Annotated in this window: 27 protein-coding genes and 1 pseudogene; 12 read left to right on the top strand and 16 right to left on the bottom strand. The window is 71.4% G+C overall.

Annotated features, from left to right (window positions below):
• The first annotated feature begins 143 nt into the window (after nucleotides 1-143).
• The gene (locus SRB5_RS02155) at nucleotides 144-641 is read left to right on the top strand and encodes a MarR family winged helix-turn-helix transcriptional regulator (protein WP_153449633.1); all 498 of its coding nucleotides are present in this window, start codon (nucleotides 144-146) and stop codon (nucleotides 639-641) included.
• A gap of 1 nt (nucleotide 642) precedes the next feature.
• Here the strand turns inward: SRB5_RS02155 and SRB5_RS02150 are convergent, their stop codons facing one another.
• Nucleotides 643-1,638 (bottom strand): Ppx/GppA phosphatase family protein, encoded by a 996-nt coding sequence (locus SRB5_RS02150; RefSeq protein WP_153449632.1) that lies wholly within the window; start codon nucleotides 1,636-1,638, stop codon nucleotides 643-645.
• Between the two features lie 84 nt (nucleotides 1,639-1,722).
• A complete protein-coding gene (locus SRB5_RS02145) occupies nucleotides 1,723-2,133 on the bottom strand; it encodes an arsenate reductase ArsC (RefSeq protein ID WP_323376808.1) in 411 nt (136 codons plus the stop codon).
• Between the two features lie 64 nt (nucleotides 2,134-2,197).
• On the opposite strand from SRB5_RS02145, the gene SRB5_RS02140 reads away from it, so the two are divergent.
• Nucleotides 2,198-2,512: an ArsR/SmtB family transcription factor gene (locus tag SRB5_RS02140; protein WP_153449631.1), complete on the top strand. Its 315-nt coding sequence runs from the start codon at nucleotides 2,198-2,200 to the stop codon at nucleotides 2,510-2,512.
• Entirely contained in the window at nucleotides 2,509-3,603 is a 1,095-nt protein-coding gene (gene arsB / locus SRB5_RS02135) for an ACR3 family arsenite efflux transporter (RefSeq protein WP_407703858.1), read from the top strand. The genes SRB5_RS02140 and arsB overlap by 4 nt, the downstream gene beginning before the upstream one ends.
• 5 nt (nucleotides 3,604-3,608) lie before the next feature.
• On the opposite strand, the gene SRB5_RS02130 is transcribed toward arsB, so the two are convergent.
• Nucleotides 3,609-3,968 (bottom strand): ArsR/SmtB family transcription factor, encoded by a 360-nt coding sequence (locus SRB5_RS02130; RefSeq protein ID WP_153449630.1) that lies wholly within the window; start codon nucleotides 3,966-3,968, stop codon nucleotides 3,609-3,611.
• A gap of 107 nt (nucleotides 3,969-4,075) precedes the next feature.
• Between SRB5_RS02130 and SRB5_RS02125 the strand changes: the two are divergent.
• The 7 genes and pseudogenes from SRB5_RS02125 to SRB5_RS02095 form a co-directional block, all read left to right on the top strand.
• Nucleotides 4,076-4,293: pseudogene (locus SRB5_RS02125) on the top strand (peptide-methionine (R)-S-oxide reductase); the annotation flags it as partial.
• Between the two features lie 89 nt (nucleotides 4,294-4,382).
• Nucleotides 4,383-4,778 (top strand): type II toxin-antitoxin system RelE/ParE family toxin, encoded by a 396-nt coding sequence (locus SRB5_RS02120; protein ID WP_153449629.1) that lies wholly within the window; start codon nucleotides 4,383-4,385, stop codon nucleotides 4,776-4,778.
• Nucleotides 4,775-5,107 carry a helix-turn-helix domain-containing protein gene (locus tag SRB5_RS02115; RefSeq protein WP_323376807.1) on the top strand — a complete coding sequence of 111 codons (333 nt, stop codon included), beginning with the start codon at nucleotides 4,775-4,777 and terminating at the stop codon, nucleotides 5,105-5,107. The genes SRB5_RS02120 and SRB5_RS02115 overlap by 4 nt, the downstream gene beginning before the upstream one ends.
• Nucleotides 5,108-5,214: 107 nt before the next feature.
• Nucleotides 5,215-5,358, top strand: a complete 144-nt coding sequence (locus tag SRB5_RS02110) for a hypothetical protein (RefSeq protein WP_153449627.1) — start codon at nucleotides 5,215-5,217, stop codon at nucleotides 5,356-5,358.
• Between the two features lie 228 nt (nucleotides 5,359-5,586).
• A complete protein-coding gene (locus SRB5_RS02105) occupies nucleotides 5,587-6,954 on the top strand; it encodes an NAD(P)-binding domain-containing protein (RefSeq protein WP_153449626.1) in 1,368 nt (455 codons plus the stop codon).
• A 168-nt stretch (nucleotides 6,955-7,122) separates the two neighbouring features.
• Nucleotides 7,123-7,902, top strand: a complete 780-nt coding sequence (locus SRB5_RS02100) for an IclR family transcriptional regulator (RefSeq protein ID WP_153449625.1) — start codon at nucleotides 7,123-7,125, stop codon at nucleotides 7,900-7,902.
• Nucleotides 7,899-8,738, top strand: coding sequence for an SMP-30/gluconolactonase/LRE family protein (locus SRB5_RS02095; RefSeq protein ID WP_323376806.1), 840 nt, complete (start codon nucleotides 7,899-7,901; stop codon nucleotides 8,736-8,738). The genes SRB5_RS02100 and SRB5_RS02095 overlap by 4 nt, the downstream gene beginning before the upstream one ends.
• A gap of 90 nt (nucleotides 8,739-8,828) precedes the next feature.
• Here SRB5_RS02095 and SRB5_RS02090 read toward each other — a convergent pair whose 3' ends face one another.
• The 9 genes from SRB5_RS02090 to SRB5_RS02050 form a co-directional block, all read right to left on the bottom strand.
• The gene (locus SRB5_RS02090; protein WP_153449624.1) at nucleotides 8,829-9,974 is read right to left on the bottom strand and encodes an aldose epimerase family protein; all 1,146 of its coding nucleotides are present in this window, start codon (nucleotides 9,972-9,974) and stop codon (nucleotides 8,829-8,831) included.
• Between the two features lie 59 nt (nucleotides 9,975-10,033).
• Complete coding sequence (mmsB, locus tag SRB5_RS02085; protein WP_153449623.1) at nucleotides 10,034-11,269, bottom strand: multiple monosaccharide ABC transporter permease; 1,236 nt, start codon at nucleotides 11,267-11,269, stop codon at nucleotides 10,034-10,036.
• Complete coding sequence (gene mmsA / locus SRB5_RS02080; RefSeq protein ID WP_323376804.1) at nucleotides 11,266-12,807, bottom strand: multiple monosaccharide ABC transporter ATP-binding protein; 1,542 nt, start codon at nucleotides 12,805-12,807, stop codon at nucleotides 11,266-11,268. Before mmsA ends, mmsB begins: the two co-directional genes overlap by 4 nt.
• Nucleotides 12,804-13,925, bottom strand: a complete 1,122-nt coding sequence (gene chvE / locus SRB5_RS02075; RefSeq protein WP_153449622.1) for a multiple monosaccharide ABC transporter substrate-binding protein — start codon at nucleotides 13,923-13,925, stop codon at nucleotides 12,804-12,806. Before chvE ends, mmsA begins: the two co-directional genes overlap by 4 nt.
• A gap of 4 nt (nucleotides 13,926-13,929) precedes the next feature.
• Nucleotides 13,930-14,898 carry a hypothetical protein gene (locus tag SRB5_RS02070; RefSeq protein ID WP_323376802.1) on the bottom strand — a complete coding sequence of 323 codons (969 nt, stop codon included), beginning with the start codon at nucleotides 14,896-14,898 and terminating at the stop codon, nucleotides 13,930-13,932.
• 64 nt (nucleotides 14,899-14,962) lie between these two features.
• Nucleotides 14,963-15,982, bottom strand: a complete 1,020-nt coding sequence (locus SRB5_RS02065; RefSeq protein ID WP_323376800.1) for a zinc-dependent alcohol dehydrogenase — start codon at nucleotides 15,980-15,982, stop codon at nucleotides 14,963-14,965.
• Nucleotides 15,979-17,142 (bottom strand): mandelate racemase/muconate lactonizing enzyme family protein, encoded by a 1,164-nt coding sequence (locus SRB5_RS02060; protein WP_323376798.1) that lies wholly within the window; start codon nucleotides 17,140-17,142, stop codon nucleotides 15,979-15,981. The genes SRB5_RS02065 and SRB5_RS02060 overlap by 4 nt, the downstream gene beginning before the upstream one ends.
• 165 nt (nucleotides 17,143-17,307) lie before the next feature.
• A complete protein-coding gene (locus tag SRB5_RS02055; RefSeq protein WP_153449620.1) occupies nucleotides 17,308-18,372 on the bottom strand; it encodes an ABC transporter permease in 1,065 nt (354 codons plus the stop codon).
• Nucleotides 18,369-19,094, bottom strand: a complete 726-nt coding sequence (locus SRB5_RS02050; protein WP_323376796.1) for an ABC transporter ATP-binding protein — start codon at nucleotides 19,092-19,094, stop codon at nucleotides 18,369-18,371. Before SRB5_RS02050 ends, SRB5_RS02055 begins: the two co-directional genes overlap by 4 nt.
• 189 nt (nucleotides 19,095-19,283) lie before the next feature.
• On the opposite strand from SRB5_RS02050, the gene SRB5_RS02045 reads away from it, so the two are divergent.
• Nucleotides 19,284-20,432 carry a hypothetical protein gene (locus tag SRB5_RS02045; RefSeq protein WP_194292806.1) on the top strand — a complete coding sequence of 383 codons (1,149 nt, stop codon included), beginning with the start codon at nucleotides 19,284-19,286 and terminating at the stop codon, nucleotides 20,430-20,432.
• A gap of 43 nt (nucleotides 20,433-20,475) precedes the next feature.
• On the opposite strand, the gene dnaK is transcribed toward SRB5_RS02045, so the two are convergent.
• Complete coding sequence (gene dnaK / locus SRB5_RS02040) at nucleotides 20,476-22,371, bottom strand: molecular chaperone DnaK (RefSeq protein ID WP_153449618.1); 1,896 nt, start codon at nucleotides 22,369-22,371, stop codon at nucleotides 20,476-20,478.
• Between the two features lie 358 nt (nucleotides 22,372-22,729).
• Between dnaK and SRB5_RS02035 the strand changes: the two genes are divergently transcribed.
• The gene (locus tag SRB5_RS02035; RefSeq protein WP_153449617.1) at nucleotides 22,730-23,143 is read left to right on the top strand and encodes a hypothetical protein; all 414 of its coding nucleotides are present in this window, start codon (nucleotides 22,730-22,732) and stop codon (nucleotides 23,141-23,143) included.
• A 9-nt stretch (nucleotides 23,144-23,152) separates the two neighbouring features.
• Here SRB5_RS02035 and SRB5_RS02030 read toward each other — a convergent pair whose 3' ends face one another.
• The 3 genes from SRB5_RS02030 to SRB5_RS37370 all read right to left on the bottom strand — a co-directional run bounded on the left by SRB5_RS02030 (nucleotide 23,153) and on the right by SRB5_RS37370 (nucleotide 25,905).
• Complete coding sequence (locus SRB5_RS02030) at nucleotides 23,153-23,380, bottom strand: hypothetical protein (protein ID WP_153449616.1); 228 nt, start codon at nucleotides 23,378-23,380, stop codon at nucleotides 23,153-23,155.
• A 63-nt stretch (nucleotides 23,381-23,443) separates the two neighbouring features.
• On the bottom strand, nucleotides 23,444-24,685 hold the full coding sequence (locus tag SRB5_RS02025; protein ID WP_153449615.1) for an extracellular catalytic domain type 1 short-chain-length polyhydroxyalkanoate depolymerase: 1,242 nt from the start codon (nucleotides 24,683-24,685) through the stop codon (nucleotides 23,444-23,446).
• A 272-nt stretch (nucleotides 24,686-24,957) separates the two neighbouring features.
• On the bottom strand, nucleotides 24,958-25,905 hold the full coding sequence (locus SRB5_RS37370) for a LysR family transcriptional regulator (RefSeq protein ID WP_153449614.1): 948 nt from the start codon (nucleotides 25,903-25,905) through the stop codon (nucleotides 24,958-24,960).
• Nucleotides 25,906-25,933 lie beyond the last annotated feature (28 nt).

Below are 25,933 nucleotides of genomic sequence, written 5' to 3'. Positions count from 1 at the left end.
GGACATGAGAGCACCACGGGACGACCCCGCAGTAGTTGCCTAAGTCAAGCAAAAGGGTCTTACTTAAGTCAAGCAACTAATTGACCTGCGAAAAGTCCGCCCAACCCTCTGGTGTGACCGGTGCAAGAGACTAGGGTGGAGTCATGCAGACCCGCTCGAAGCGCCCCGCGTCCCCCCCTGTGCCCCCCGTACCGGCGGAAGTGATCGAGATCGAGCGCGCGCTCAGCCGGATCACGCATCTGTCCGGCCGGTTCCGTCAGCACGAGAAGCTGATGGCGACCGCCGGCGTCCCGCTGGACCGGGCGTCGGTGTCCGTGCTGCGCCGCCTCGCGGACAACGAGCCGCTGCGCCCCGGCGAGCTGGCGGCCCGCCTCGCCGTCGAGGCCTCGCACGTGACGCGGCAGGTGCAGCGGCTGGAGCACGCCGGATACGTGGTCCGGGTGCCGGACCCCGACGACGGACGCGCCCAGCGCATCGGGCTGACGGACGCCGGCCGCGACGCCGTGGAGCGGATCCGCGAGGTCAGCCGGCGGGGGATGCAGGAGGCGCTGGCCGACTGGTCGGCGGAGGACCTGAACCGGCTGGCGGCGCTCTTCAACCGGATGGTGGACGACTTCGTGACGAAGGCCGCGGAGGGCTGAGCTACGTCCGGTGCAGCGGCCGTACGACTGTCGGTACGGCCCGCGCGGTGTCGGGGGCGCTCTCCGGCCACCACCCCGTGTCCCCCTCGAGGTGACGCAGCAGGATCCCCTCGCGGATCGCCCACGGGCAGACGATCGCCTCGTCGGTGCCGGTGAGCTTCATCGCCGTGTGCGCGACCAGCGCGCCGGCCAGCGCCTGGCGGGCCCGGGCGGAGGAGATGCCGGGGAGCCGGGCGCGCTCCGCGGCGGGCAGCTGCGCGAGGCCGCGCAGCGCGTGCCGCAGGTCGCGGCGGACCAGCGGACGCGGGACGAACGGGCCCTCACGCCCGGGCGCGGCGCCGCACAGCCGGGCGAGCTGCTGGAACGTACGGGACGTGGCCACCGCCGTACGGGGCGCCTCCCAGCGGATCCGCGCGGCGACGTCACGCAGCTGATGGCGCACGTGACGGCGCAGCTCCTTCAGCGCCGCGGCGCCCGGCGGATCCTCGCCGTCCAGATGCTCGCGGGTCAGCCGGCCCGCGCCCAGGGGCAGCGAGACGGCGAAGTCGGGCAGCCGGCCCCGGCCGAAGGCCACCTCGAACGACCCCCCGCCGATGTCCAGCACCACCATGGGCCCCGCCTGCCACCCCGTCCACCGCCGCGCGGCCAGGAACGTCAGCTCCGCCTCCACCGCCCCCGGCAGCGTCCGCACCGCCAGCCCCGTCCGCTCGTGCACCGCCCGTAACACCTCACCCCGGTTCGGCGCGTCACGCACCACGGCGGTCGCGAACACGAACGGCACCCCGGCGCCCCACTCCTCGCTCGCCTCCCGCGCCGCCGTCACGGCCTCGGACAGCCGCTCCACCGCCTGCGGCCCCAACCGCCCGTCCGCCCCGGCCTGCTGCGCCAGCCGCAGCCGCCACTTGCGGGTGTGGACCGGCAGCGGCGCCCCCACCTCGGTGTCCGCGATGACCAGCCGTGCCGTGTTGGAGCCGATGTCGACCACGCCCATCCTCATTCCGGCACAGCTACCCGCCCCCTGCCCGCGCACACGCGCACCGCGCGGCGCCAAGTCGCCGCCGCGGCGGGTGTATCCCGTCGCTCACGCCCCGGTCTTCGGGGCGATCTCGGCGATCAGGCCCTCGATCAGGGCGCGAATCTCGTCGCGGATCGGGCGGACCGCCTCGAGGCCCTGGCCGGCCGGGTCGTCGAGCTGCCAGTCGAGGTAGCGCTTGCCGGGGAAGACGGGGCAGGCGTCGCCGCAGCCCATGGTGACGCACACGTCGGAGGCCCGGACCGTGTCGACGGTGAGGAGCTTGGGGGCTTCGGCGGTGATGTCGATGCCGACCTCGGCCATGGCGGCGACGGCGGCCGGGTTGACCCGGTCGGCCGGTACGGAGCCGGCGGAGCGGACCTCCACACGGTCTCCGGCGAGGTGGGACAGCCAGGCGGCGGCCATCTGGGAGCGGCCGGCGTTGTGGACGCAGACGAACAGCACGGAGGGCTTGGTCACGGCGGCGGGCTCTTCCGGTCGGGGGATGTCACATCATCATGCGCTGATGTGAAAGTATCAGCACATGCTGACGTCAGCCACCACTGACCTGATCAGGGTCCTCGCCGATCCGCTGCGGATGCGGATCGTGCAGCTCCTCGCTCGGGAGACGCTGTGTACCACCCATCTCGTGGAGGAGACGGGCGCCCGGCAGACGAACCTGTCGAACCATCTGCGGGTGCTGCGCGAGGCGGGCGTGGTGGACACCGAGCCGTGCGGCCGCTTCACGTACTACCGGCTCAGGCCCGAGGTCATCGAGACCCTGGCCGGCTCCTTCGCGGAGCTCGCGGAGGCCGCCCGCCGCACCACCGAGACCAGCCGGAAGAGGTCCTGCCCGTGACGAGTCCGCACCTCGCCGATCCGAGCGCGCCGTCCGATCCGGGCGGCGCGACGGTTGTCGCCGGCCTCTCCACGCTGGACCGATTTCTGGCGGTGTGGATCCTGCTCGCCATGGCCGCCGGGCTCGGGCTCGGGCGGCTCGTGCCCGGGATGGACGACGTTCTGGCGAAGGTGGAGATCGGTGGGCTCTCGCTGCCGATCGCCCTGGGCCTGCTGGTCATGATGTATCCGGTGCTGGCGAAGGTCCGCTACGACAAGCTCGACGCGGTCACCGGCGACCGGAAGCTGATGGTCTCCTCGCTGGTGATCAACTGGCTCGTCGGCCCGGCGGTGATGTTCGCCCTGGCCTGGATCTTCCTGCCGGACCTGCCCGAGTACCGCACCGGTCTGATCATCGTGGGTCTGGCCCGCTGCATCGCCATGGTCATCATCTGGAACGACCTGGCCTGCGGCGACCGCGAGGCCGCCGCCGTACTCGTCGCCCTGAACTCCGTCTTCCAGGTCCTGGCGTTCGGCCTGCTCGGCTGGTTCTACCTCGACCTGCTGCCGGGCCGGCTCGGCCTGGGCGAGGGCGAGCAACTCGATGTCTCCGCCTGGAAGATCGCCGCGAACGTCGTCGTCTTCCTCGGCGTCCCGCTGCTCGCCGGTTTCCTCACCCGCCGGATCGGGGAACGGAAGCTGGGCCGCGAGCGGTACGAGAGCAACTTCCTGCCGAGGATCGGCCCCTGGGCGCTGTACGGGCTGCTGTTCACGATCGTCATCCTGTTCGCCCTGCAGGGCGAGACCATCACCAGCCAGCCCGGCGACGTGGCCCGTATCGCGCTGCCGCTGCTGGCGTACTTCGCCGTGATGTGGTTCGGCACCTTCGCCCTGGGCAAGGCCATAGGTCTCGCGTACGACCGCACGGCCACCCTGGCGTTCACCGCCGCCGGCAACAACTTCGAGCTGGCCATCGCGGTGGCGATCGCCACCTTCGGAGTCACGTCCGGCCAGGCCCTGTCGGGTGTCGTCGGCCCGCTGATCGAGGTCCCGGTGCTGGTGGGTCTGGTGTACGTGTCCTTGGCCTGGCGCAAGCGGTTCGCGAATCGGTGACGGGATCAGGCCGAAGGGCTCAGCACCTTCCCCATCGCGGCGAGCACGGAGGGCTCGACCCGGTAGTACACCCACGTCCCGCGCCGCTCCGAGGTGAGCAGGCCGGCCTCCTTCAGCTTCTTCAGGTGATGGGAGACGGTCGGCTGCGAGACCCCGACGTCGGAGATGTCGCACACGCATGCCTCGCCGCCCTCGTGCGACGCGACGGCCGAGAACAGCCGCAGCCGCACCGGGTCGCCGAGCGCCTTGAACATGGCCGCGGCCGGCCCGGCCTCCTCGGCGGTCAGCGGGCGCTCGGTGAGCGGCGGGCAGCAGGGGGCGACGGCCTCGGGCTTCAGCACCGGCAGCAGGGTGACGTTCGACATGCATCTATTTTGACACAGGTCGAATCAGTCCGGGTGTGAGATGTGCCGCCGTCCTGCGAGCGGCCCGCTCCGCGTCGCGGCCGACGCCGCGCAGCGAGTTCGAGGACGGGCCCCGCTGGCCAAGCTTCTACGATGCACGCAACTCGGACGCCGTAGAACTTCTGTCACCCGACACTTCACGCGGAATGGTGCGCACGGAGGTGCGGTGTGCCAAGTGCGGCTCGCATCTGGGTCACGTCTTCGAGGTGAGGGTTACGACACCCCCACGGACCAGAGGTACTGCATCAACAGCATCTCGCTGCGGCTGGTGCCGGACGAGGGCTGATCGCGATCCGTCAGCCAGCGAGGTCCAGTTTCACTCGTTGAGCTGGTGATATAAGGATTCCCTTTTTGGGCTCGGCGTCGTAGGCTGAGATGCGGAGCGTGAACTGGGAGATCAATCTCCATCCGGCGGTGGAGCTGTGGCTGCTGAAGCTTGCGGATGAGGATCCGGCGAGCGCCGATCTGGTCGAAGCGGCGATCGACGTCCTGGCCGAGAGCGGCCCGACGCTCGGGCGGCCTCTTGTGGACTGTATCCACGGGAGCCGGATCCACAACCTCAAGGAGTTGCGGCCAGCGAGCGCAGGTCATACGGAGGTGCGCATTCTGTTTGTGTTCGATCCTGAGCGGGAGGCGATCCTTCTTGTGGCAGGAGACAAGGCCGGTCGTTGGAGCCAGTGGTACGTCGATGCCATCCCGCTGGCGCAGGCCCGCTACGGCGAGTATCTGGCGGGTGTGCGAAGCGCAGGAGAGGACGGCGATGCGCGGTGAGCAGTCACAGCAGTTGGGCTGAGGTGAAGCGGCGCGTACGCGAAGCGCATCCCGAGGTGTCCGACGAGGAGTGGGCGGCGCGTAGGCGGGCGGCGCGCATTGCGACCGAGAGGCATGTGCTCGGGTATCACCTGCGCGAGATCCGCGAGGAGCAAGGCCTCACCCAGGCGCAGGTCGCGGCGTCGGCCGGTATCTCCCAGGCCCGGGTGTCCCAGATCGAGCGGGGTGACGTCCACAACCTGGAGACGATGCGCACCTATGCTGCCGCGCTGGGTGCCCGGATCACGGTGGCGATCGAGTACGGCGATCGGCCCATGGGTGCTGCGTAGGAGCTGATTCACGCCGATGCGGGTGCGTCGGGACCGCGCCGCCATCCACTGGCCGCGTCCCGACCGGTTCCTTCGCGGGCGGCAACGAGCCTGCGCCGTACGGACGCATGTCCACCACGCACGCCTCCGCTCCCGATGCCGAGATCCATGACGCCTGGGCTCGGGGTGTCGCCGGCAGCTGGGACGGACGGATCCGCTCCATGAACGGCCACTCGACGGTGATCGTCTGTACTTCACTGCCCACCGGGTGATGGCCGTCCCGGATGGAGGACACGTCGCGGTGGCTGCGGCTGCTGGTATGGCGGAGTGTGATGGCTGGGCTGCCGGTCCAGGCGCATGGGCGCCCTATTCGACAGATGTCTATGTTGACGCTCATCGAAACAGGTGGCAGGCTGGCCGCGCAAGACATCGACGGATCTCGAATCAGAGTGTCCGGGGGAAACCGTGCCCGCCCGTATCACCTCCGAGGAGCCCGACTCATGACCACCGCCCCCTTTGCCGAACTCCCCGTCGTCGTCATCGGCGGCGGACCGACCGGCCTGGCAGCCGCCGCCCACCTGACCGGACGCGGCCTCACCCCCCTGGTCCTCGAAGCGGGTCCGGCGGCCGGCGCCGCGGTGCGGGAGTGGTCGCACGTACGGCTCTTCTCCACCTGGAGCGAGCTGGTCGACCCGGCCGCCGAGAAGCTCCTGGCCCCCACCGGGTGGACCCGCCCAGACCCGGCCACCTACCCCTCCGGCGGCGACTGGGCCGGGCAGTACCTGCAGCCCCTCGCCGACGCCCTCGGCGACAACGTCCGCACCGGTGCCACCGTCACCGGCGTCTCCCGGTCCGGCCGCGACCGCATCGTCGACGCGGGCCGCGAGGGCCAGCCGTTCGTCGTCCACGTCACCCACGCCGACGGCCGCGAGGAGCGGATCCACGCCCGCGCCGTGATCGACGCCTCCGGAACCTGGACCACCCCCTCTCCCGCCGGCGCCAACGGCCTCCCCGCGCTTGGCGAGAAGGCTGCCGCCGCGAACATCACCTACCGCATCCCGGACCTCGAGGACCCGGTGGTACGGGCCCGTTACGCCGGAAAGCGCACCGCCGTGATCGGCTCCGGCGCCTCCGCGTTCACCGCCCTCGCCTACCTCGCCGACCTCGCCGAGTCCGGCGACGGCACCGGGACGAAGGCGGTGTGGATCCTGCGCCGCGGCATCTCCGGCTCCACCTTCGGCGGCGGCACCGCCGACCAGCTCCCCGCCCGCGGTGCGCTGGGCCTGGCCGCCAAGGCCGCCGTCGACAACGGCCACGCCGACGCCGTCACCGGCTTCCGCACCGAGGCCGTCGAGCGCGACGCCGACGGCGGCCTGGTGCTCGTCGGCGAGGACGGCCGCCGCCTGGAGCCGGTGGACGAGGTGATCGTGCTGACGGGTCTGCGCCCCGACCTGTCGTTCCTCTCCGAGATCCGCCTCAACCTGGACGACCGCCTCCAGGCCCCGGTCGAACTCGCCCCGCTGATCGACCCCAACCAGCATTCCTGCGGCTCCGTCTACCCGCACGGCCACCGCGAACTCTCCCACCCCGAACAGGGCATCTACCTCGTCGGCATGAAGTCCTACGGCCGCGCCCCCACGTTCCTGGCGATGACCGGTTACGAGCAGGTCCGCTCCGTCGTCGCTGCCGTCGCCGGCGACCTGGAATCCGCCGACACGGTCGAACTCACCCTCCCGGAGACCGGAGTCTGCGGCGGCGCGGGCCTGTTCGATGCCCCGGGCGAGGCCTCCGCCGGCTGTTGCGGCACCCCCGCCGCACCCCAGCTGGTGCAACTCGGTGCACCCAGCACCGGCGGTTGCTGCAGCTGACCGCGCCTGTGACCAACGGCTTCCCGGCGGAAGTCACCACTCCGGCGCAGATGGTGCGGAGGGCCCGGGAGGGGGCGGGCCCGACGTGCTTCCCAATCGTCCGCCGGGGAAGCTAGGCTGCGTTCGTGGTTTCGATCAGTGATCGGTATTTCGAATGAGGGGGGAATTATGGGCCGCCTCGTGCCCGCCGTGACCCGGGCGATGGACATACTGGAGCTGTTCCTCGGGACGGACGACAGCCTCTCCGCCCCCGAGATCACCCGCCGTCTGGGTCTGCCCCGCACCACCGTCCACGAGCTGGTCACCACCCTGACCGCCCGCAACTACCTGGGCTCCGTACCGGGTCAGCCCGGACGTTACCGGCTCGGGGTGCGTACGTACCAACTGGGCAGCGCCTTCGGTGAGCGGCTCGATCTCGCCGCCGAGGGGCGGGAGGTGGCCCGCGGGGTTGCCGAGACGTGCGACGAGACGGTGCACGTCGCGATCCTCGAGGACACCGACGTCATCTACATCGCCAAGGTCGACTCCACCCACGCGGTCCGGATGGTGTCCGCCGCCGGCCGCCGGCTCCCCGCCCACTGCACCGCCGTCGGCAAGATGCTTCTGGCCTGCCTCCCGGACGCCGTGCTGGAGGCCCGGCTCGGCGGCGACCGGCCGCTGGCCGCGATGACCGACCGGAGCATCACCTCCCCGCCGGCGCTGCGCCGCCATCTGGCCGGGATCCGCGAGCGCGGCGTCGCCGTCGAGGAGCGGGAGTCCAACCCCGACGTGTCGTGCGTCGCGGCGCCGGTGCGGGACTCGGCCGGGCAGGTCGTGGCCGCGATGAGTGTGTCCGTGCCGATGATCCGCTGGAGCGACACCCGGCAGCGGGAGCTGACCGACCTCGCGGTGAAGGGCGCGCAGGACCTGTCCGCGCGGCTGGGGTACCGCGGCGGCGGCCCGGCGTGAGCGGCGTCGAGGTCGCGCTGCGGGCGCGGGCGACGCTGGGGGAGGGCCCCGTGTGGGATGCGGCGGCGCGGCGGCTGCTGTGGGTGGACATCCTCGGGTCCCGCGTCCACACCTTCGACCCGGCGACCGGACGCCGGTCGGTGCGGGTCACCGAGCAGCACGTGGGCGCCGCCCTGCCGCGCGCCGGCGGTGGTGTGGCGGTCAACCTCCGGGACGGGGTGGGGCTGTACGAGCCGGACGGCGCCTTTCGCTGGCTGTATCACGACCCCGTCCCGGGGCGGCGTGGTAACGACGCCGCCGTCGCCCCCGACGGCGCCCTGTGGGCCGGGACGATGCGCTACGACGAGGCGCCGGGCGGCGGCACGCTCACCCGGATCACCGGCGACGGCGCGGCGGACACCGTGCTGGACGACGTGGCGGTCAGCAACGGCACCGGATGGAGCCCGGACGGCACGCTGATGTACTACGCCGATTCGCCCACCGGCCGCGTCGACGTGTTCGACGTCGACGGCCCGCGCGTCGTGAACCGCCGCCCCTTCGCCCGGATCGAGGACGGCGCCGGCTTCCCCGACGGCCTGTGCGTGGACGCCGAGGGCTGCGTCTGGGTGGCCCTGTGGAACGGCGGCGCGGTCCGCCGCTACACCCCCGACGGGCGGCTGGAGCGCTTCGTCGCGATGCCCGTGAGCCGCCCCACGTCCTGCGCCTTCGGCGGCCCGGACCTGACCGACCTGTACGTCACCACGGCCGCGACGGGCGACCCCCGCCCGCTCGCCGGCTCCCTCCTCGTCCTGCCGGACGCCGGACACGGCTTCGTACAGCCGCCCTTCGCGGGCTGAGCGGGGACACGGAAGAGCCCCGCCCCGTGGACTGTCAGGTACCCGCGGGGCGGAGCAGGGCTCAGCACACCGTCCGTCGGACGACGGCGATCAGCCGAACGAGTGCACTGTAGTCGTCCGATACGTGTCACCCGGCCGCAATACGGTGGACGGGAACGACGGATGGTTCGGCGAGTCCGGGAAATGCTGTGTTTCCAGACAGAATCCGTCGCCCTGCCGGTACACCCGGTCCGACGTCCCGGCGAAGGACCCGTCGAGGAAGTTGCCGCTGTAGAACTGCAGCCCCGGCTCGGTGGTGGCGATGCTCATCGACCGTCCCGAGCGCGGCTCACGCACCGTCGCCACCCGCTCCGGCAGCCGGGTGCTGCCCTTGTCCAGGACGAAGTTGTGGTCGATGCCCTGGCCGTACAGCAGCTGCTGATGGCTGTCGCGGATGTCCGCGCCGATCGCCTTCCCGCGCCGGAAGTCGAACGGCGTGCCCGCCACCGGGGCGAGCTCGCCGGTCGGGATGAGCGTGGCGTCGACGGGCGTGTAGCGGGCGGCGTCGAGGGTCAGCTCGTGGTCGTACACGCCGCCGCTGCCCTCCCCGGCCAGGTTGTAGTAGACGTGGCTGGTCAGATTGACGACGGTGGCCTTCGTGGTGGTGGCCGTGTAGTCGATCCGCCAGTCCCCGTCCCGGGTCAGGGTGTAGTCCACGCGTACGGACAGCGCGCCGGGGTAGCCCATCTCCCCGTCCCCGCTGACGTACCGCAGCGTCAGTCCGACGTCGGAGCCCGCGGTGAACGGCTCGACGTCCCACACCCGCTTGTCGAAGCCCTGGGTGCCGCCGTGCAGGGTGTTCGGCCCGTCGTTCAGCGGCAGCTGGTACGACTGCCCGTCCAGGGTGAACCGGCCGGCCGCGATGCGGTTGCCGTACCGGCCGATCAGCGCGCCGAAGTACGGGCTGGACGCCACGTACTCCTCCAGCGTGCCGAAGCCCAGCGACACGTTGGCGTACCGGCCGCGGCGGTCGGGCAGCTCCAGCGACTGCACGATCCCGCCGTACGACAGGACGGCCATCCGGGTGCCGCCGTTGGCGAGCGTCCAGCGGTCGACGCGGGTCCCGTCGGCCAGCCGGCCGAAGAACTCCCGCGCCGGGCGTCCCCCGGCCGCGTGCGCCGGGGCGGCGGTGGCCATGCCGGCGGCGGCGAGGCCCCCGGCGGTGGCGGCGAGTAAGGTGCGACGGCTCGTACTCATGACAGCGCCTCCTGGTTACCTGGGCCCGGGGCGGGCGTGCCCCGGGCCGAAGGGCCGGGTCACGACCCGGCCTTGCGCTTGTTCCACACGTCGAAGCCGACCGCGGCGAGCAGCACCAGGCCCTTGATGACCTGCTGGTAGTCCGTGCCGATGCCGACCAGCGACATGCCGTTGTTGAGGACGCCCAGCACCAGGCCGCCGATGACCGCGCCCAGCACCGTGCCCACCCCGCCGCTCATCGACGCGCCGCCGATGAACGCGGCCGCGATGGCCTCGAGCTCGAAGTTGATACCGGCCTGCGGCGTCCCGGCGTTCAGCCGCGCCGCGTACACACAGCCGGCGAGGGCGGCGAGCACGCCCATGGTGACGAACACCAGGAACGTGACCCGCTTGTCCTTCACCCCCGACAGCTTCGCCGCCGCCTTGTTGCCGCCCAGCGCGTACACATGCCGGCCGACGACCGCGTTGCGCATCACGAAACCCAGCGCGATCAGCAGCCCGCACATGATCAGCAGGACCACCGGAACACCCCGGTAGCTGGCCAGCAGCATGGTGAACACCACGATCGCCGCGAGGATCGCCACGCACTTGAGCAGCCACAGCCGCAGCGGCAGCACGTCCAGCTCGTACGCCAGCTGCCGGCGCCGGTCGCGCCACTCCTGCCACAGCACCACCGCGGTGATCGCGAAGCCGATCAGCAGGGTGAGGTTGTGGTAGTTGGTGGCCGGCCCGACCTCGGGCAGGAAGCCCTGGCTGATGTCCTGGAAGCCGCGCGGGAACGGCGAGATCGACTGCCCCTCCAGGACGATCTGTGTGGCCCCGCGGAACAGCAGCATCCCGGCCAGCGTGACGATGAACGACGGTATGCCCACATACGCGATCCAGAACCCCTGCCAGGCCCCGGCCACCGCGCCGATCAGCAGCGACGCCCCCAGCGCCACCGGCCAGGCGAAGTCCTGCTCCACCATCATCACCGCGGCGATCGCCCCGACGAACGCGGCGAGGGAGCCCACCGACAGATCGATGTGCCCGGCGATGATGACGATCATCATGCCCATCGCCAGGATCAGGATGTAGCTGTTCTGCTGGACGATGTTGGAGACGTTGCGCGGCATCAGCAGCGTGCCGTCCGTCCAGATCTGGAACAGCACGACGATCAGCCCGAGGGCGACGAGCATCCCGTACTGGCGCATGTTGCCGCGCATCGCGTCCAGCAGGGCGCCGGCCAGCCCGCCCGCGCGGTCCTTCGCCGCCTTCGCGGGGGCGGGCGCCTTGTCGGTGGTCACGGGGCTCATGACGCTTCCCTCACGTTCTTGGTCATATGGCGCATGAGGACTTCCTGGGTGGCCTCGGCCCGCGTCACCTCGCCGGTGAGGCGGCCCGCGGCCATGGTGTAGATGCGGTCGCACATCCCCAGCAGCTCGGGCAGCTCGGACGAGATGAACACGACCGCCTTGCCGCGCGCCGCGAGCGCGTCGATCACGGTGTAGATCTCGTACTTGGCGCCCACGTCGATCCCGCGGGTCGGCTCGTCGAGGATCAGCACCTCGGGGTCGGCGTGGATCCACTTGCTGAGGACGACCTTCTGCTGGTTGCCGCCGCTCAGCCGGCCCACCGTCTCGAACACGGTGGGGGTCTTGATGTTCATCGAGCGGCGGTAGGACTCGGCGACCCGCCGTTCCGCGTGCTCGTCGACGACGCCGCGCCGGGCCAGGCCGGTCAGCGAGGCCAGGGAGATGTTGCGGTTGATGTCGTCGATCAGGTTCAGCCCGTACGTCTTGCGGTCCTCGGTGACGTACGCGATGCCGTGCCCGACGGCCTCCGGCACGGTACGGGTGGACACCTCCCGGCCGTCGACCCGTACCGTGCCGCCGTCGTACACCCCGTACGAGCGGCCGAAGACGCTCATCGCCAGCTCGGTGCGCCCGGCGCCCATCAGCCCCGCGATGCCGACGATCTCACCGCGCCGCACCTCGATCGACACGCCGTCGACGACCTTGCGCTCGTGGTCGATGGGATGGCGCACCGTCCACCCCTCGACGGCCAGGGCGACCGCGTGCGTGCCCGGGTAGCGCGAGCGTTCCGGGAAGCGGTGGTCCAGGTCGCGGCCGACCATGCCGCGGATGATGCGGTCCTCCGTGGCCTCGGCGGCGTCGAGGGTCTCGATGGTGCGGCCGTCGCGCAGGACGGTGACCCGGTCGGCGACGCGGCGCACCTCGTTCAGCTTGTGCGAGATGAGGATGCAGGCGATGCCGTGCGACTTGAACTCCAGGATGAGGTCGAGGAGCTTGCGGCTGTCCTGGTCGTTGAGGGCGGCCGTCGGCTCGTCGAGGATCAGCAGCTTCACCTTCTTGGAGAGCGCCTTGGCGATCTCCACCAGCTGCTGCTTGCCCACCCCGATGTCCGCGATCCGCGTCTGCGGCTTCTCCCCGCCGAGACCGACCCGTTTCAGCAGCGCGGAGGCGTGCCGCAGGGTCTCGTTCCAGGAGATGATGCCGCGTCTGGCGTGCTCGTTGCCGAGGAAGATGTTCTCCGCGATCGACAGGTACGGCACCAGGGCCAGCTCCTGATGGATGATCACGATGCCGCGCTGCTCACTGGCCCGGATGTCCCGGAACGCGCACGGCTCGCCCTCGAAGAGGATGTCCCCCTCGTACGTGCCGGCGCGGTGGACCCCGCTCAGGACCTTCATCAGCGTCGACTTGCCGGCGCCGTTCTCGCCGACCACGGCGTGGATCTCACCGGGGGCGACCGTGAGGTCGACCCCGGTGAGCGCGCGGACGCCCGGGAAGGTCTTGGTGATGCCGCGCATCTGCAGGACGGGCTCGGTCACTTGAGCTGCCCGGCGTCGTAGTAGCCCTCGTCGATCAGCGTCTGGTAGTTGCTCTTGTCGATGCTCACCGGCTCCAGCAGGAACGACGGGACGACCTTCACGCCGTTGTCGTACGACGTGGTGTCGTTGGTCTCCGGCTTGCCGCCCGTCAGCACCGCGTCCGTCATCTGCGCCGCCTGCTTGGCGAGCTTGCGGGTGTCCTTGTACACCGTCTGCGTCTGCTCACCCGCGATGATGGACTTCACCGACGCCAGCTCCGCGTCCTGACCGGTGACGACCGGCAGGTCCTTGCCGCCGCTGCCGTAGCCGGCGCTCTTCAGGGCGGAGAGGATGCCGATGGAGATGCCGTCGTACGGGGAGAGGACCGCGTCGACCTCGTCGGAGGTGTAGTTCTTCGACAGCAGGTCGTCCATCCGCTTCTGGGCGGTGCCGCCGTCCCAGCGCAGGGTGGAGACCTGGTTGAGCTTGGTCTGGCCGGACTTCACGACGAGCTGGCCCTTGTCCAGGTACGGCTTGAACGTGTCCATCGCGCCGTTGAAGAAGAAGCCGGTGTTGTTGTCGTCGGGGGAGCCGGCGAACAGCTCGACGTTGAACTTCTTGTCCGGGTTGTCGTCCAGTTTCAGGGCGTCCACGATGTACTGCGCCTGCAGCTCGCCGACCTTGTGGTTGTCGAACGTGGCGTAGTAGTCGACGTTCTCCGTGCCGCGGATGAGCCGGTCGTAGGAGATGACGGCGATGCCCTGCTCCTTGGCGCGGGCCAGGACATCCGTCAGGGAGGAGCCGTCGATGGCGGCGATTACCAGCGCCTTGTGACCCTTGGAGATCATGTTCTCGATCTGCGCGACCTGGTTCTCGACCTTGTCGTCGCCGTACTGGAGGTCGGTCTTGTAGCCCTTGGCCTCGAACTCCTTGACCATGTTGTTGCCGTCGGCGATCCAGCGTTCCGACGACTTGGTCGGCATCGCGATGCCGATGGTGCCGCCCTTGGCGTCGCCGGTGTCCTGGTTCTTGCTGCCGCCCTCGCTGTCCTGCCCGCACGCGGTCAGGGCGCCGAGCGCCAGGACGGCGGTGCACAGGATCGCGGTGGTACGGCGGCGTGCGGCTCGGTGGGTACGCATGCGGTCAGTTCCCTTCGGGGGTGGGGACGTGCGGGAGGGGGAAGCGGTGCAGGGTGCCGGGGAGGCGGGAGCCGAGGGGGGACATGCCTGCGTCGGCGCCGAGGCGGGCCAGCAGGTCGAGCACCAGCCGGCCCCGCCGGACCCGCTCCCGCGCGGTGGCCAGCACCAGGTCGCGCATGTGGGCGCCGTACGGGTAGATGCCCGGGGCCTTGCTGAGGCCGAACTTCAGGTACACCGGTGAGGCGCGGCGGATCAGCTCCGCCGCGTCGTACATCCGGACGTAGCCGCCGAGGTCGTCGGGCGCCTCGACGTACAGGTCCATGGGGGCGGCGCTGACCCGGCGGATCTCGGTGAAGTGCTGCAGGGTGAGGTCCGAGGGCACGTTGAGGGAGTCGGCGCCGAGGCGTTCCCAGACGCTGTACGCGGCCGGGTTCACCGGGCCGACCAGGGCGGAGACCTTGATCGTGGTGTCCGCGGGCAGCTCACCGGCCGCGCGCATCCGGTGCAGCAGCCACAGCACGCCCTCGTCGGCCACCAGCAGACACTTCACGCCCAGGGAGGCGGCCCGCAGCGCGTCCTCCACACAGCCGGCGACCTGGTCGTGACCGCGGGCGCGCAGTCCGGCGCCGCCGGACAGGGTGCGGGTCGCGGCGCCGGTGTCCCAGGTGCCGCGGGGGCCGGTGAACAGGCAGAGCTCGACGCCGTGGTCCGCGCACAGCCCGACCATCTCGGTGATCTCCGCGTCGGTGAGCATCCATACGCCGCTGCCCTGGCTGATCCGGTGCACGGGAACGCCGAGGTGCTCGCTCTCCTTCAGTACGACGGCCAGGGCCTCGGGCCCCTCGACGGACGGGATCTCGGTGCGCCAGCGGCCGCCGTCCGGGAAGGCGTGGGGGGAGGCGTCGGCGGCACGCGGCTCGGCGGTGGGGAAGCCGAGGCGGCCGAGGGCCGGTTCTCCGGGGGAGTGGGGCACGGGAGTCCTTTCACGTGTTCGAGATCTCGGTCGACGTTCGGGACGGGTGGCAGGGGTACGCGGGTCAGGGACGGAGCAGGACCTTGCCCACCGTGGGGTCGCCGCCGCCGACGAGGTGCACCGCCTTGTCGTAGTCCTCCAGGGGCAGTTCGTGGGTGATCAGCGGTGCAGGGGCGAGCAGGCCGGCGCCGAAGGCCCGGACCGCGTACGACCAGGCGGCGGACGGGGCGCCGAAGACGCCGTGCAGGGTGAGCTGGCGCAGCGCCAGGTCCACGGGGTCGACGCCGTGTGCCCCGGGCTTCGGGATGCCGGTGAGGACCACCCGGCCGCCGCGCCGGGCGAGGGTCACGGCCCGGGCGGCGGAGCCGGGGGCGCCGGCCGTCTCGAGGACCAGGTCGTGAGCGCCGGTGTACGCGTCCGCCTCGGCCGGTGTCGCTGTCGCCGTGGCGCCGAACCCGCGGGCCTGCCGGGCGCGTTCGCCCCGCGGCTCGACCAGCAGCAGCGCGGCGGGGGAGTGGGCGGCGAGCAGCTGGACGGCCAGCAGGCCCAGGGTGCCGCCCCCCACCACCGCGATCCGCTCCGCCGGCCGGGGGCGGGCGGTGAGCACGGCCGCGGCGATCACGGCGGCGGGCTCCAGCAGGGCGGCGGCGCGGGGGTCGGCGTCGTCGGGGAGGACGTGCAGCAGCCGGGCGGGGACGTACACGTACTCGGCGAAGGCGCCGGGCCGGGTGAAGCCCGTCTCGTCGTACGGGGCGGTGCACAGGCTCGTCTCCCCGGCCCGGCACCGCTCGCACGTCCGGCAGGACACGAACCCCTCGGCGACGACCGTCCGCCCGGCGAGCCCGGGGTCGACGCCGGCGCCGGTCGCGTCCACCGTCCCGGCCCACTCGTGGCCCGGGGTGACGGGATAGCGCACGTACGGGGCCGGCCGCGTCCCGTCGTACACCTCGCGGTCGCTGCCGCAGATCCCCGCGGCCCGCACCCGTACCCGCACCTCGCCGGGGCCGGGCGCCGCAAGGGGGACCTCGGCGATCCGCGCCGCGCCCGGGGCGTCCAGCACGACCGCCCGGTACGCCGGGGTCACGGCCGCTCCTCGGCCGCGGGGTCGCGCTTCTCCCAGCCCTCGGCCCACAGATCGAACCGGGCGCGCTGCTGCGGGAACTCCGCGGCCGCGTCGACGTCCAGCTCCACCCCCAGGCCCGGGGCCCGCGGCAGCCGGAAGTATCCGTCCACCACCTCCGGCGCGCCCTTGACCACCTTCTTGATCTCCGCGTCGGCGAAGTCGTTGAAGTGCTCGAGGACCTTGAAGTTCGGGGTGCAGCCCGCCAGTTGCAGCGAGGCCGCCGTCAGCACCGGCCCGCCGACGTTGTGCGGGGCGACCATCACGTAGTGGGTCTCGGCGGTGGCGGCCAGCTTGCGCGCCTCCAGGATGCCGCCGATGTGGCCGACGTCCGGCTGGATGATGTCGGCGGCCTGCGACTCGAACAGCTCGCGGAACTCGATCCGGTCGTGGATGCGTTCACCCGTCGCCACGGGCAGGTCCGTCCGCGCGGCGACCTTGGCGAGGGCCTTGAGGTTCTCCGGCGGCACCGGTTCCTCCAGCCATGCCGGGCGGTACGGCTCCAGCTCGTGCGCGAGCCGGATCGCGGTCGAGGGGCTGAAGCGGCCGTGCATCTCGAGCATCAGCTCCGTCTCCGGCCCGATGGCGTCCCGTACCGCTTCCACCAGGGCGATCGACCGCAGCGACTCGGCGTGGTCCAGCTCGAGGTGCCCGGTCCCGAACGGGTCGAGCTTCAGCGCCCGGTAACCCCGCTCGACGACCCGGCGGGCGGCGGCGTGGAAGGCCTCCGGGGTGCGCTCGACGGTGTACCAGCCGTTCGCGTACGCCTTGACCCGGTCCGTGACCTCGCCGCCCAGCAGCTGCCAGACGGGCACGCCCAGCGCCTTGCCCTTGATGTCCCAGCACGCCATCTCGACGACGGCGATGCCCGACATCACGATCTCCCCGGCCCGCCCGAAGTCGCCGTACTTCATCCGGCGTACGAGATCCTCGACCGCGAACGGGTCGGACCCGGCGACATGGTTGGCCTCCGCCTCCCGCAGATAGCCGACCAGCGCGTCCGTGTGCCCGAGCATCCGGGTCTCGCCGACGCCGGTCAGGCCCTCGTCCGTGTGCACCTGGACGTAGGTGAGATTGCGCCACGGGGTACCGACGACATGGGTAGTGATACCGGTGATACGCACGGCGGTTGCCCTCCACCTCGTTTCGGGACGTTCGATATTTCGACACACGTTCGAGATGCTGGCGTGACAGTAGCGGACCGCTCCAGCCCCGGCAATGGTGCGGACACGACGGCGCCCCGCCGATGTCGGCGGGGCGCCGTTCGTATCAGTACGTGCCGTCAGGCGTCAGGCGGCGTCCCAGCGGAACAGCTTCCCCGCGAGCGCCGTGAACACCGCCGCGAAGGCCAGCATCCAGCCCATCGCCGGCAGCGCCTCGCCCCAGCCGCCGCCGCGGCTCAGCACGTCCTCCATCGCGGTGACCAGATGCCGCAGCGGCATCACGGAGGACACCTTCTCCACCCAGCCCGGCGCCCCCTCCAGCGGGAAGAACGCACCGGACAGGAACGCCATCGGCAGGATGATGATCTGCGCGATCCCGTTCGCCGCCTCCTCCGACTTGGCCAGCGCGCCGATCAGCAGCCCGATCGACAGGAACGCCAGCGTCCCGCACGCCACCAGCGGCAGCACGAGCCACCAGTCGCCGGTCAGCTTCAGCCCGTAGTACGGCAGTGTGGCCACCAGAATGAAGATCGCCGTCTGTGCGAACGCCAGCAGCAGGCTCACCCCGATCCGCGCCGACACCACCGGCACCGGGGAGACGGGCGACAGCCACAGCCGCCGCAGGATGCGCTTCTTGCGCCAGTTGACGAGCCCGATGGCCGAGCCGACCACACCGCCCATCGCCACCGCCCAGCCGAGCAGACCGGGGGTGAAGAACTGGATCGCCTGCAGCGACTTGTCCTCCACCCGGTCCAGCGCCAGCCGGAACGCCGGCGGCTGCCCGGTGGCCGCCACATTGGCCTTGTCGACCACCGACCCCAGCACCTGGGTGATGGTGCCCGAGGCGACCGCGTCCGTCGCGGAGTAGCGGACCTCGACGGTGTCGCCGTTCTGCCAGACGGCCGCGTCCACGTCGCCCTTGCGCACGTCCTCCAGTGCCTGCTCGCGGTCCTTGGACTTCTCGATCTTCAGGACGTCCGACAGTGCCTTGCGGGCGTCGGCCGGCAGCTCGTCGAGCACCTGGACCCGCCCGATCTGCACCACCGTGCCCTGCGCCGGACCCGCGTCCTTGAACAGCGCCCCGAACAGCAGCAGGAACATCAGCGGGAAGAGCAGGGTGAAGAACACCGCCGCCTTGTCCCGCAGCAGGCCCAGGGCCATCGCCTTCGACAGGCTGAGAAACGTGCTCATTCGCGGTACTCCCGTCCGGTCAGCCGCAGGAACACGTCCTCCAGCGACTCCACCCCCAACTCCGCGATCAGCTCCCGCGGCGGACCGACCTTCAGCACCTTGCCCGCGTCCATCACGGCCACGCGGTCGCAGAGCGTCTCGGCCTCGTCCATGTAATGCGTCGTCAGCACCACCGTGCGGCCCGCGTCGTTGATCTCCCTCAGCAGGTCCCACAGATTGCGCCGCGCCTGCGGGTCCAGCCCCGTCGTCGGCTCGTCCAGGAACACCAGCTCCGGATCGTGGACCAGCGCGCAGGCGATGGACAGCCGTTGCGCCTGCCCGCCCGAGAGCTTGTCCTCCCGGGTACCCGCCTTGTCCGTCAGACCGACGGTCGCCAGCATCTCGTCCGCCCGCTCCGGCGACACCCCGTACAGCGAGCCGAAGGTGTGGATCTGCTCCCGCGCCGTCAGCTTCTCGAAGAACGCCGACGCCTGCAGCTGGACACCGATCCGCCGCAGCAGCCCCCTGTCGCGCGGCCAGGACTTCACGCCGAGCAGTTCGGCGCTCCCCTCATCCGGCTCGCGCAGCCCCTCGATCATCTCCATCGTCGTCGTCTTGCCGGCCCCGTTCGGCCCGAGGATGCCGAAGAACTCGCCCTCGGCAACCTCCAGATCCACCCCGTCGACCGCCTGCACATCCCCGTACCGCTTGCGCAGCCCCTGCGCATTGATAGCAATCGTCACGGGCGTGACTCTAGCCGTGCGCCTCTTGCCGTATGTCGGGGCCCTGTCAGTCGGCGTATGTGGGACCGCGCGCCCTGGCCTGCGGCGCGGCGCGGGCGTAGGAACGAGGGGGGCGCGCACGGGGAATTGCGGCGCGCCCTGTTGATCCGGGTCCGTGGGGGGTCCGGTTTCTTGTGGGGGGATTCATCGATGAGGGCATTGCGCTTACGTGCCTGCGCCGCCGCGCTCGCGTGCGTGGCCGGGCTGTTCGCGGCCGCGGGGGAGGCGTCGGCGGCGCCGGCGTACACCGTGGTCGACCTGGGGACGCTGGGCGGGAAGACCAGCACCGCGACGGGGATCGACGGCCGTACCGTCGTGGGGGATTCACTGACGGCGGGCGATGCCGCGACGCACGCCTTCGCGTACGACCTGCGCCGGGGCCGGATGACCGACCTCGGCACGCTCGGCGGTAACGACAGCCGGGCGGTGGCCGTGGACCGGCCGTACGTCGTCGGGGTGTCCGAGCTGCCGGAGGCGGGGGTGGAGCACGCGTTCGCGTACGACCTGCGGAAGGGGAGGCTGCGGGACCTCGGGACGCTGGGCGGGAGCACGAGCGTGGTGACGGCGGTCCAGGGGCATACGGTGGTGGGCCGGTCGACGCTGGCGGGGGACACCGTGACCCATGCGTTCGCGTACGACCTGCGGAGCGGGGTGATGACGGACCTGGGAAGTCTGGCGGGGGCGTCGGGGTCCAGTGACGCCACGGCGGTCGACGGTTCGGTGGTGGTGGGTGACTCCGACGTGCCGGGTCAGTCCGAGCGGCACGCGTTCGCGTACGACTCGAGGACCGGTGCCATGACGGACATCGGGACGATCGAGGGGCGGGCCAGCCGGGCCACCGACGTGGACGGCCGTACCGTCGTCGGTTCGTCCGCGTCCAACGCGTTCGCCTACGACCTGCGGACCGGACGTCTCACCGACCTCGACTGGTGGATGATGGTCCGGCCGGTCGTCGACCGGCACACCGTGGGAGGCAGCACCTCCTCGCAGGCGTTCACGTACGACTTGCGCACCGGGGCGCTGGTCGAGGTCCCGACGCACAGAGGAGTCACGGAGATCGAGCAGGTTCGCGGCGATCTGGTGATCGGCAACGTCTTCGCGCCGAACTCCTTCGCGTACACCTTCCGCATCGACACCGGTGAGCTCGTCCAGCTGTCCTCCCTCGGAGGCCTGAACTTCCAGGCGGTCGAGGCCAACCGCAACGGCGTCGTCGCCGGCCGGGCCGCACTGCCGCCGGCGTACGAATGGGACGCGAACGGCCCGTTCCACGCCTGCGTCTGGCTGCCGGCGACGGCCTGACCGCCGGGCCCGCGGCTCCGGACCGGAGCCGCGGGCCGTACCGTCACGCGGCGCCGCGCGGCGAGTCGTCGTCCACGATCTCCGCGTCCACGACCTCCTCCTGCTCCCGCCCGGACGCGCCGGACCCGGCGGACGTCCCGTCCGGCGCCCCGTCCCCGGCCTCGCTCCCGCCGCTCTGCTGCCGGGCGTTCGCGTACAGCGCCGCGCCGATCCGCTGCGCCGCCCCGGCCGCCTTGTCGATCGCCTGCCGCAGCGCCGGGGTGCTGTCGGTCGAGGTGTCCTCGAGCTGCGTCCTCAGCTCCGCCAGCGCCTCCTCCGCCGCCGTGCGGTCCCCGGCGGCGATGCGCTCCGCGTTCTCCCGGATCAGCTGCTCCGTCTGGTAGATCAGCTGCTCCGCCTGGTTGCGCGTTTCCGCCGCCTCGCGCCGCCCGCGGTCCTCCTCCGCGTACCGCTCGGCGTCGCGCACCATCCGGTCGATGTCCTGTTTGGGCAGCGCGGACCCGCCCGTCACCGTCATCTTCTGCTCCCGGCCCGTGCCCAGGTCCTTCGCCGTGACGTGCATGATGCCGTTCGCGTCGATGTCGAAGGACACCTCGATCTGCGGCACGTTGCGCGGTGCCGGCGGCAGCCCCGTCAGCTCGAACATGCCGAGCTTCTTGTTGTACGCCGCGATCTCCCGCTCGCCCTGGAAGACCTGCACGTTGACGGACGGCTGGTTGTCCTGGGCGGTGGTGAAGATCTCCGAACGGCGGGTCGGGATCGTGGTGTTGCGCTCGATCAGCTTCGTCATGATGCCGCCCTTGGTCTCGATGCCCAGGGACAGCGGGGTGACGTCGAGCAGCAGGACGTCCTTGACCTCGCCCCTCATCACCCCGGCCTGCAGTGCGGCGCCGACCGCCACCACCTCGTCCGGGTTGACGCCCTTGTGCGGCTCCTTGCCGGTGAGCCGCTTGACCAGCTCGGTCACCGCCGGCATCCGGGTCGAGCCGCCCACCAGGATCACGTGGTCGACGGCCGAGACCTTGATCCCGGCGTCCTTGACGGCCTGCTGGAACGGGATCTTGCAGCGTTCCAGCAGATCCTGGGTGAGCTGCTCGAACTGGGCCCGGGTGAGCTTCTCCTCCAGATGCAGGGGACCGGCGGCGGAGGCGGTGATGTACGGGAGGTTCACCGTCGTCTCGCTGGACGACGACAGCTCGACCTTGGCCTTCTCGGCGGCCTCCCGGAGGCGCTGCACGGCCATCTTGTCCCGGGAGAGGTCCACCCCGTGGCCGTTGCGGAACCGGGTGACCAGATGATCCACGATCCGCTGGTCCCAGTCGTCGCCGCCCAGCCGGGTGTCGCCGGACGTCGACTTGACCTCGACGACGCCGTCGCCGATCTCCAGCAGCGACACGTCGAACGTGCCGCCGCCGAGGTCGAAGACCAGCACCGTGTGGTCGTCCTCCTTGTCCAGCCCGTACGCGAGGGCGGCGGCCGTCGGCTCGTTGATGATCCGCAGCACCTTCAGCCCGGCGATCTCCCCGGCCTCCTTGGTCGCCTGGCGCTGGGAGTCATTGAAGTACGCCGGCACGGTGATCACCGCGTCGGCGACCGTGTCACCGAGATATGACTCGGCGTCGCGCTTCAGCTTCTGCAGCACCCGGGCGGAGATCTCCTGCGCCGTGAACCGCTTCCCGTCGACGGACCCGCTCTCCGGGAACCTCCAGTCGCCCTCGCCGACGTGCCGCTTCACGGAGCGCACCGTACGGTCCACGTTCGACACGGCCTGACGCTTGGCTATCTCGCCGACCAGCACCTCGCCGGTCTTGGCGAACGCCACGACGGACGGGGTGGTACGCGACCCCTCCGCGCTGGTGATGACGGCGGGCTCACCACCCTCCAGCACGCTGACCACCGAGTTCGTCGTGCCCAGATCGATCCCCACCACGCGAGTCATTCCCGGTCTCCTCCCTGACGGCGGGCTCCCCATATCCTGCATAAAACTTGAGTCCAGTCATGTCAAGGTATGCGGCGGCAGGAGTGCCGGAAACTCGGGTGGACGAGGGTATGGACGATGCTCTCGGAGTCGGTTGTCGTTCAATTAATTGAGCCCACTCATGGCAATGTTGTCGGAAGATCGTCGGCGACGGAATGTTTCCGCAGGTCAGAGGGGTTTCGTTGATCAACAAGCCCGCGTGCGGGGCCGTTTCGGGGATGCGCTTCCCGGCGTCTCGGGGACAGCGGTTACTGTGTCTGCCTCGGGGGGCACCCGGCTCGGTTCCGGAGCCGGCGGGAGAGAACCGAAAGTAGCGCAGATGATCACGACCGAATCCTCTGACTGCCCCGCCCTCGGCAGCCTGCTCGGCCGCGCGCAGGCGACGGCCGTCCAGGACCGGCTCAGCGCGGAGCTCGTCGCCTCCGACCTGCTGGCGCCGGACCGGGCGCGGAGTCTGGTGTGCGCCCGCGCGTGTGCCGGTGATCCGCTGCTGCTGGCGGCCCCGGGGCAGATCTGGGTGCTGGACGAGGACATCGACATCGACGACGCCCCCGCGCTGCGGCTGGCGGTGCACGCCCGGCTGTCCGCCCCGCCGCGCGTCATCGTCTCCGACGCGGACGAGCCGGGGCCGGGCGGGGCGCTCGACGAGCTCCTGCTGGAGGTCCTGGAGTTCTACCGTCTGGAGTCCTGGCAGCCGGACCTGCTCCCGGCCACCCCCGGCACACCCAACTGAGGCGTCCCGCTACCGCCGCCCGCTGTTGCGCGGATGATTGCGGGCGGTGCGTTCGTTGCCCCGGCGGTAGTTGCCGGTCCAGCGGGCCATGACCTCCTGGGCGTCGCCCGCGGTCACCTCGCGGAGGAAGCGGGCGGCCCGGTCGCCGCGCAGGATTGTCGCCGGACGGCCGTGGTGCCGGATCTCCACCGACCCGTCACCACGTGCCGCGTACTCGAATCCCCGCGGTCCCGGCATTCGCCCGCCCCCTCCTGCGTCCGTGTTTCCATCGTGGGGTGAGTCCGTGCGGAGCGCGAGCGATTATTGCGGCGGGCACCCCGCGTCGGCGAGCTCGAAGTATCCCGGGGCGGTCTCCGCCAGGGTGTGCGTGGTGAAGATGTTGTACAGCCCCATGGCCTGGTTCGAGCCGTTCGCGTACACGAACCCGAGCGACTGGTGCGCCCGGCCCGCGGCCACCTGGGCGTAGTTCGTCGCCGTGAAGCACGCGGGCGTCGGCTCGGGATCGGGGTCCGGGTCGGGATCCGGACCGGGGTCGGTGGTGCCGGCGAGACCCCAGAACGCGGCGATCCGCCGCGACGCGCACAGGTTCACGTCGGGGAAGTACTGCCCGGCGATCCCGCACTGGTCGGCGCCCGTCCCCGGGTCGACGGCCTGGCCGTGCGGCATCCCGGTGAGGGAGTACGTCTCCACGACGTCCCGCCCCGCCGCGTCCCGGTACACCCGGTGCGGATGGCCCGCCACCGTGTCGCTGACCTCCGGCGTCGCGTCCGTGCCGTGGACGTCCGTCCACTGCTCGACCAGCTCCGTCATATTGGCGGGCGCCACCGTGGTGTCGGCGCTGCCGTGCCACACCGACACCACGGGCCGGGGCCCGGTGTAGCCCGGGTCGGCGGCGCGGACCTTGTCGCCCCACTGGGCGGCGCTCAGATTCCGGCCGGGGTTCATGCAGGTGTACGCGTCCAGCAGGGAGGTCGCGCAGCCGGCCGGGATGCCCGCCACGACCGCGGCGCCGGCGAAGACGTCCGGGTAGGCGGCGGCCAGCGCGGAGGTCATGGCGCCACCGGCGGACAGGCCGGTGACGTACACCCGGGCGGTGTCGCTCCCGTAGTCGGCGGTCATCCGGTCCACCATCTGCTTCACCGACAGCGCCTCGCCCTGGCCGCGGGCGGTGTCACCGGACTGGAACCAGTTGAAGCAGGAGGTGGCGTTGTTCGCGGACCGCTGCTGGGGGAGCAGGAGCGCGAAGCCGTACCGGTCGGCCCAGCTGTTCCAGCCCGTGTCGTCGTAGAAGCCGGCCGCGGACTGCGTGCAGCCGTGCAGCGCGACGACCAGCGGCCGGCCGGCGGGGAGCCCGTCGGGCACGTACCGGAACATCTGCAGGTTGCCGGGGTTGGAGCCGAAGCCCGTGACCTCGGTGAGCGTGGCGGCCCGGGCCGGTGTCGCGCCCGGTCCCAGCAGCGCGGTGAGCACCGCCAGGACGAGGGCGACGAGCGCTGCGGGCAGGGGGAGGGGATGGTGTCGGTCCGGGAATGGGCGGGGCATGGGGGGCCTCCTGACCGGTTCCGTCGAGCCCGGGTCATTGTCATGACCCCGGCGTTTCCTGGACGGTACGGTGAGGAGGGCGCCACCGGTATGGCGATGTGCTCCACCGTGCGCCGCGCGGACTGTGGCTCCCGTCCGTCGGACAGCCGCATGGGGCGCTGTTCCTCAAGAGCGTCCGCGAACTCGTGCGGCCAGTCCGGCACCGTCCGGCCGCATCGGCTCGTGCAGCCGGTCGGCCGCCCGGATCGCCGTAAGTGGGCTCTGGTGGACGCCTACAGCGCCTCCCGGTCCGCCGCCGGCACCCAGTCCTTCTCCGGGTCGAGGCGGACCTCCCCGCACGCCTCCGACAGCTCGTGCAGGAAGCGGGCCAGCACCGGGTCGCGGTCGTCGCGGCGCCAGATCGCCGACCACGGCAGATGCGGGACCGGCCCGGCGAGCGGGACCATCCGCAGGGGTTCCGGCAGGTCGGGCAGGCCGGCGGGGTGCAGGGCCACCAGGTCGGGCTCGCGTTCGGCCCGGGCGACGTACGACTGGGGGAAGCCCAGCAGCGCGTCGCTCCGGTCGAGGGTGATCCCGAAGTCGGCGGCGAACGCCTCGTACCAGCCCACCATCTCCGGCGCCGTCGACGGGGCGAGGGAGACCAGCTCGCACTCCGTCAGCTCCCCGGGGCGCACCTCGGCCGCCGACGCCAGCCGGTGGTCGCGGGTGACCAGCAGGGCGATCGGCTCCAGCCAGGCGATGCGGTGGCGCAGCTCCTGCGGCCAGGGCCGGTCGAGGTCGTGGACCCGGCCGAACGCCACGTCGACCTCGCCGCGCAGCAGCGCCTCCATCGCGGCCCAGGTGCTGCGCCGCATGCTGGGCTCCACGGGCAGCGGCGGGCGCAGCGCGGCGAGCTGTTCGACGAAGCGGTACGGGACGAACCGCTGGATGCCCCAGACGTCCACCCGCAGCGGCTTCCCGGCGGGCGCCAGCACGGACGTCGCGGCGTCGGCCACGGCCAGCAGCTGCCGGGCGTGCGGCAGGAACCGCTCGCCGGCCGCGGTGAGCTGGACGCCGGCGCTGTCGCGTACGAACAGCTGGGCGCCCAGCAGCTGCTCCAGCCGCTGTACCCGGCGGGACAGCGCCTGCTGCGTGAGATGGAGACCGGCGGCCGCGCGGCCGAAGTGCCGCTGCTCGACGACGGCCACGAAGGCCCGTACCTGGGCGAGATCGAAGTCCACGGAACGCGACCGTAGCGGCCCCCGCCAG

Origin of the sequence: Streptomyces smaragdinus (assembly GCF_009604385.1) — a bacterium.
GTDB classification, from domain to species: Bacteria; Actinomycetota; Actinomycetes; order Streptomycetales; family Streptomycetaceae; genus Streptomyces; species Streptomyces smaragdinus.
This window is presented reverse-complemented; position numbering and strand designations above follow the sequence as displayed.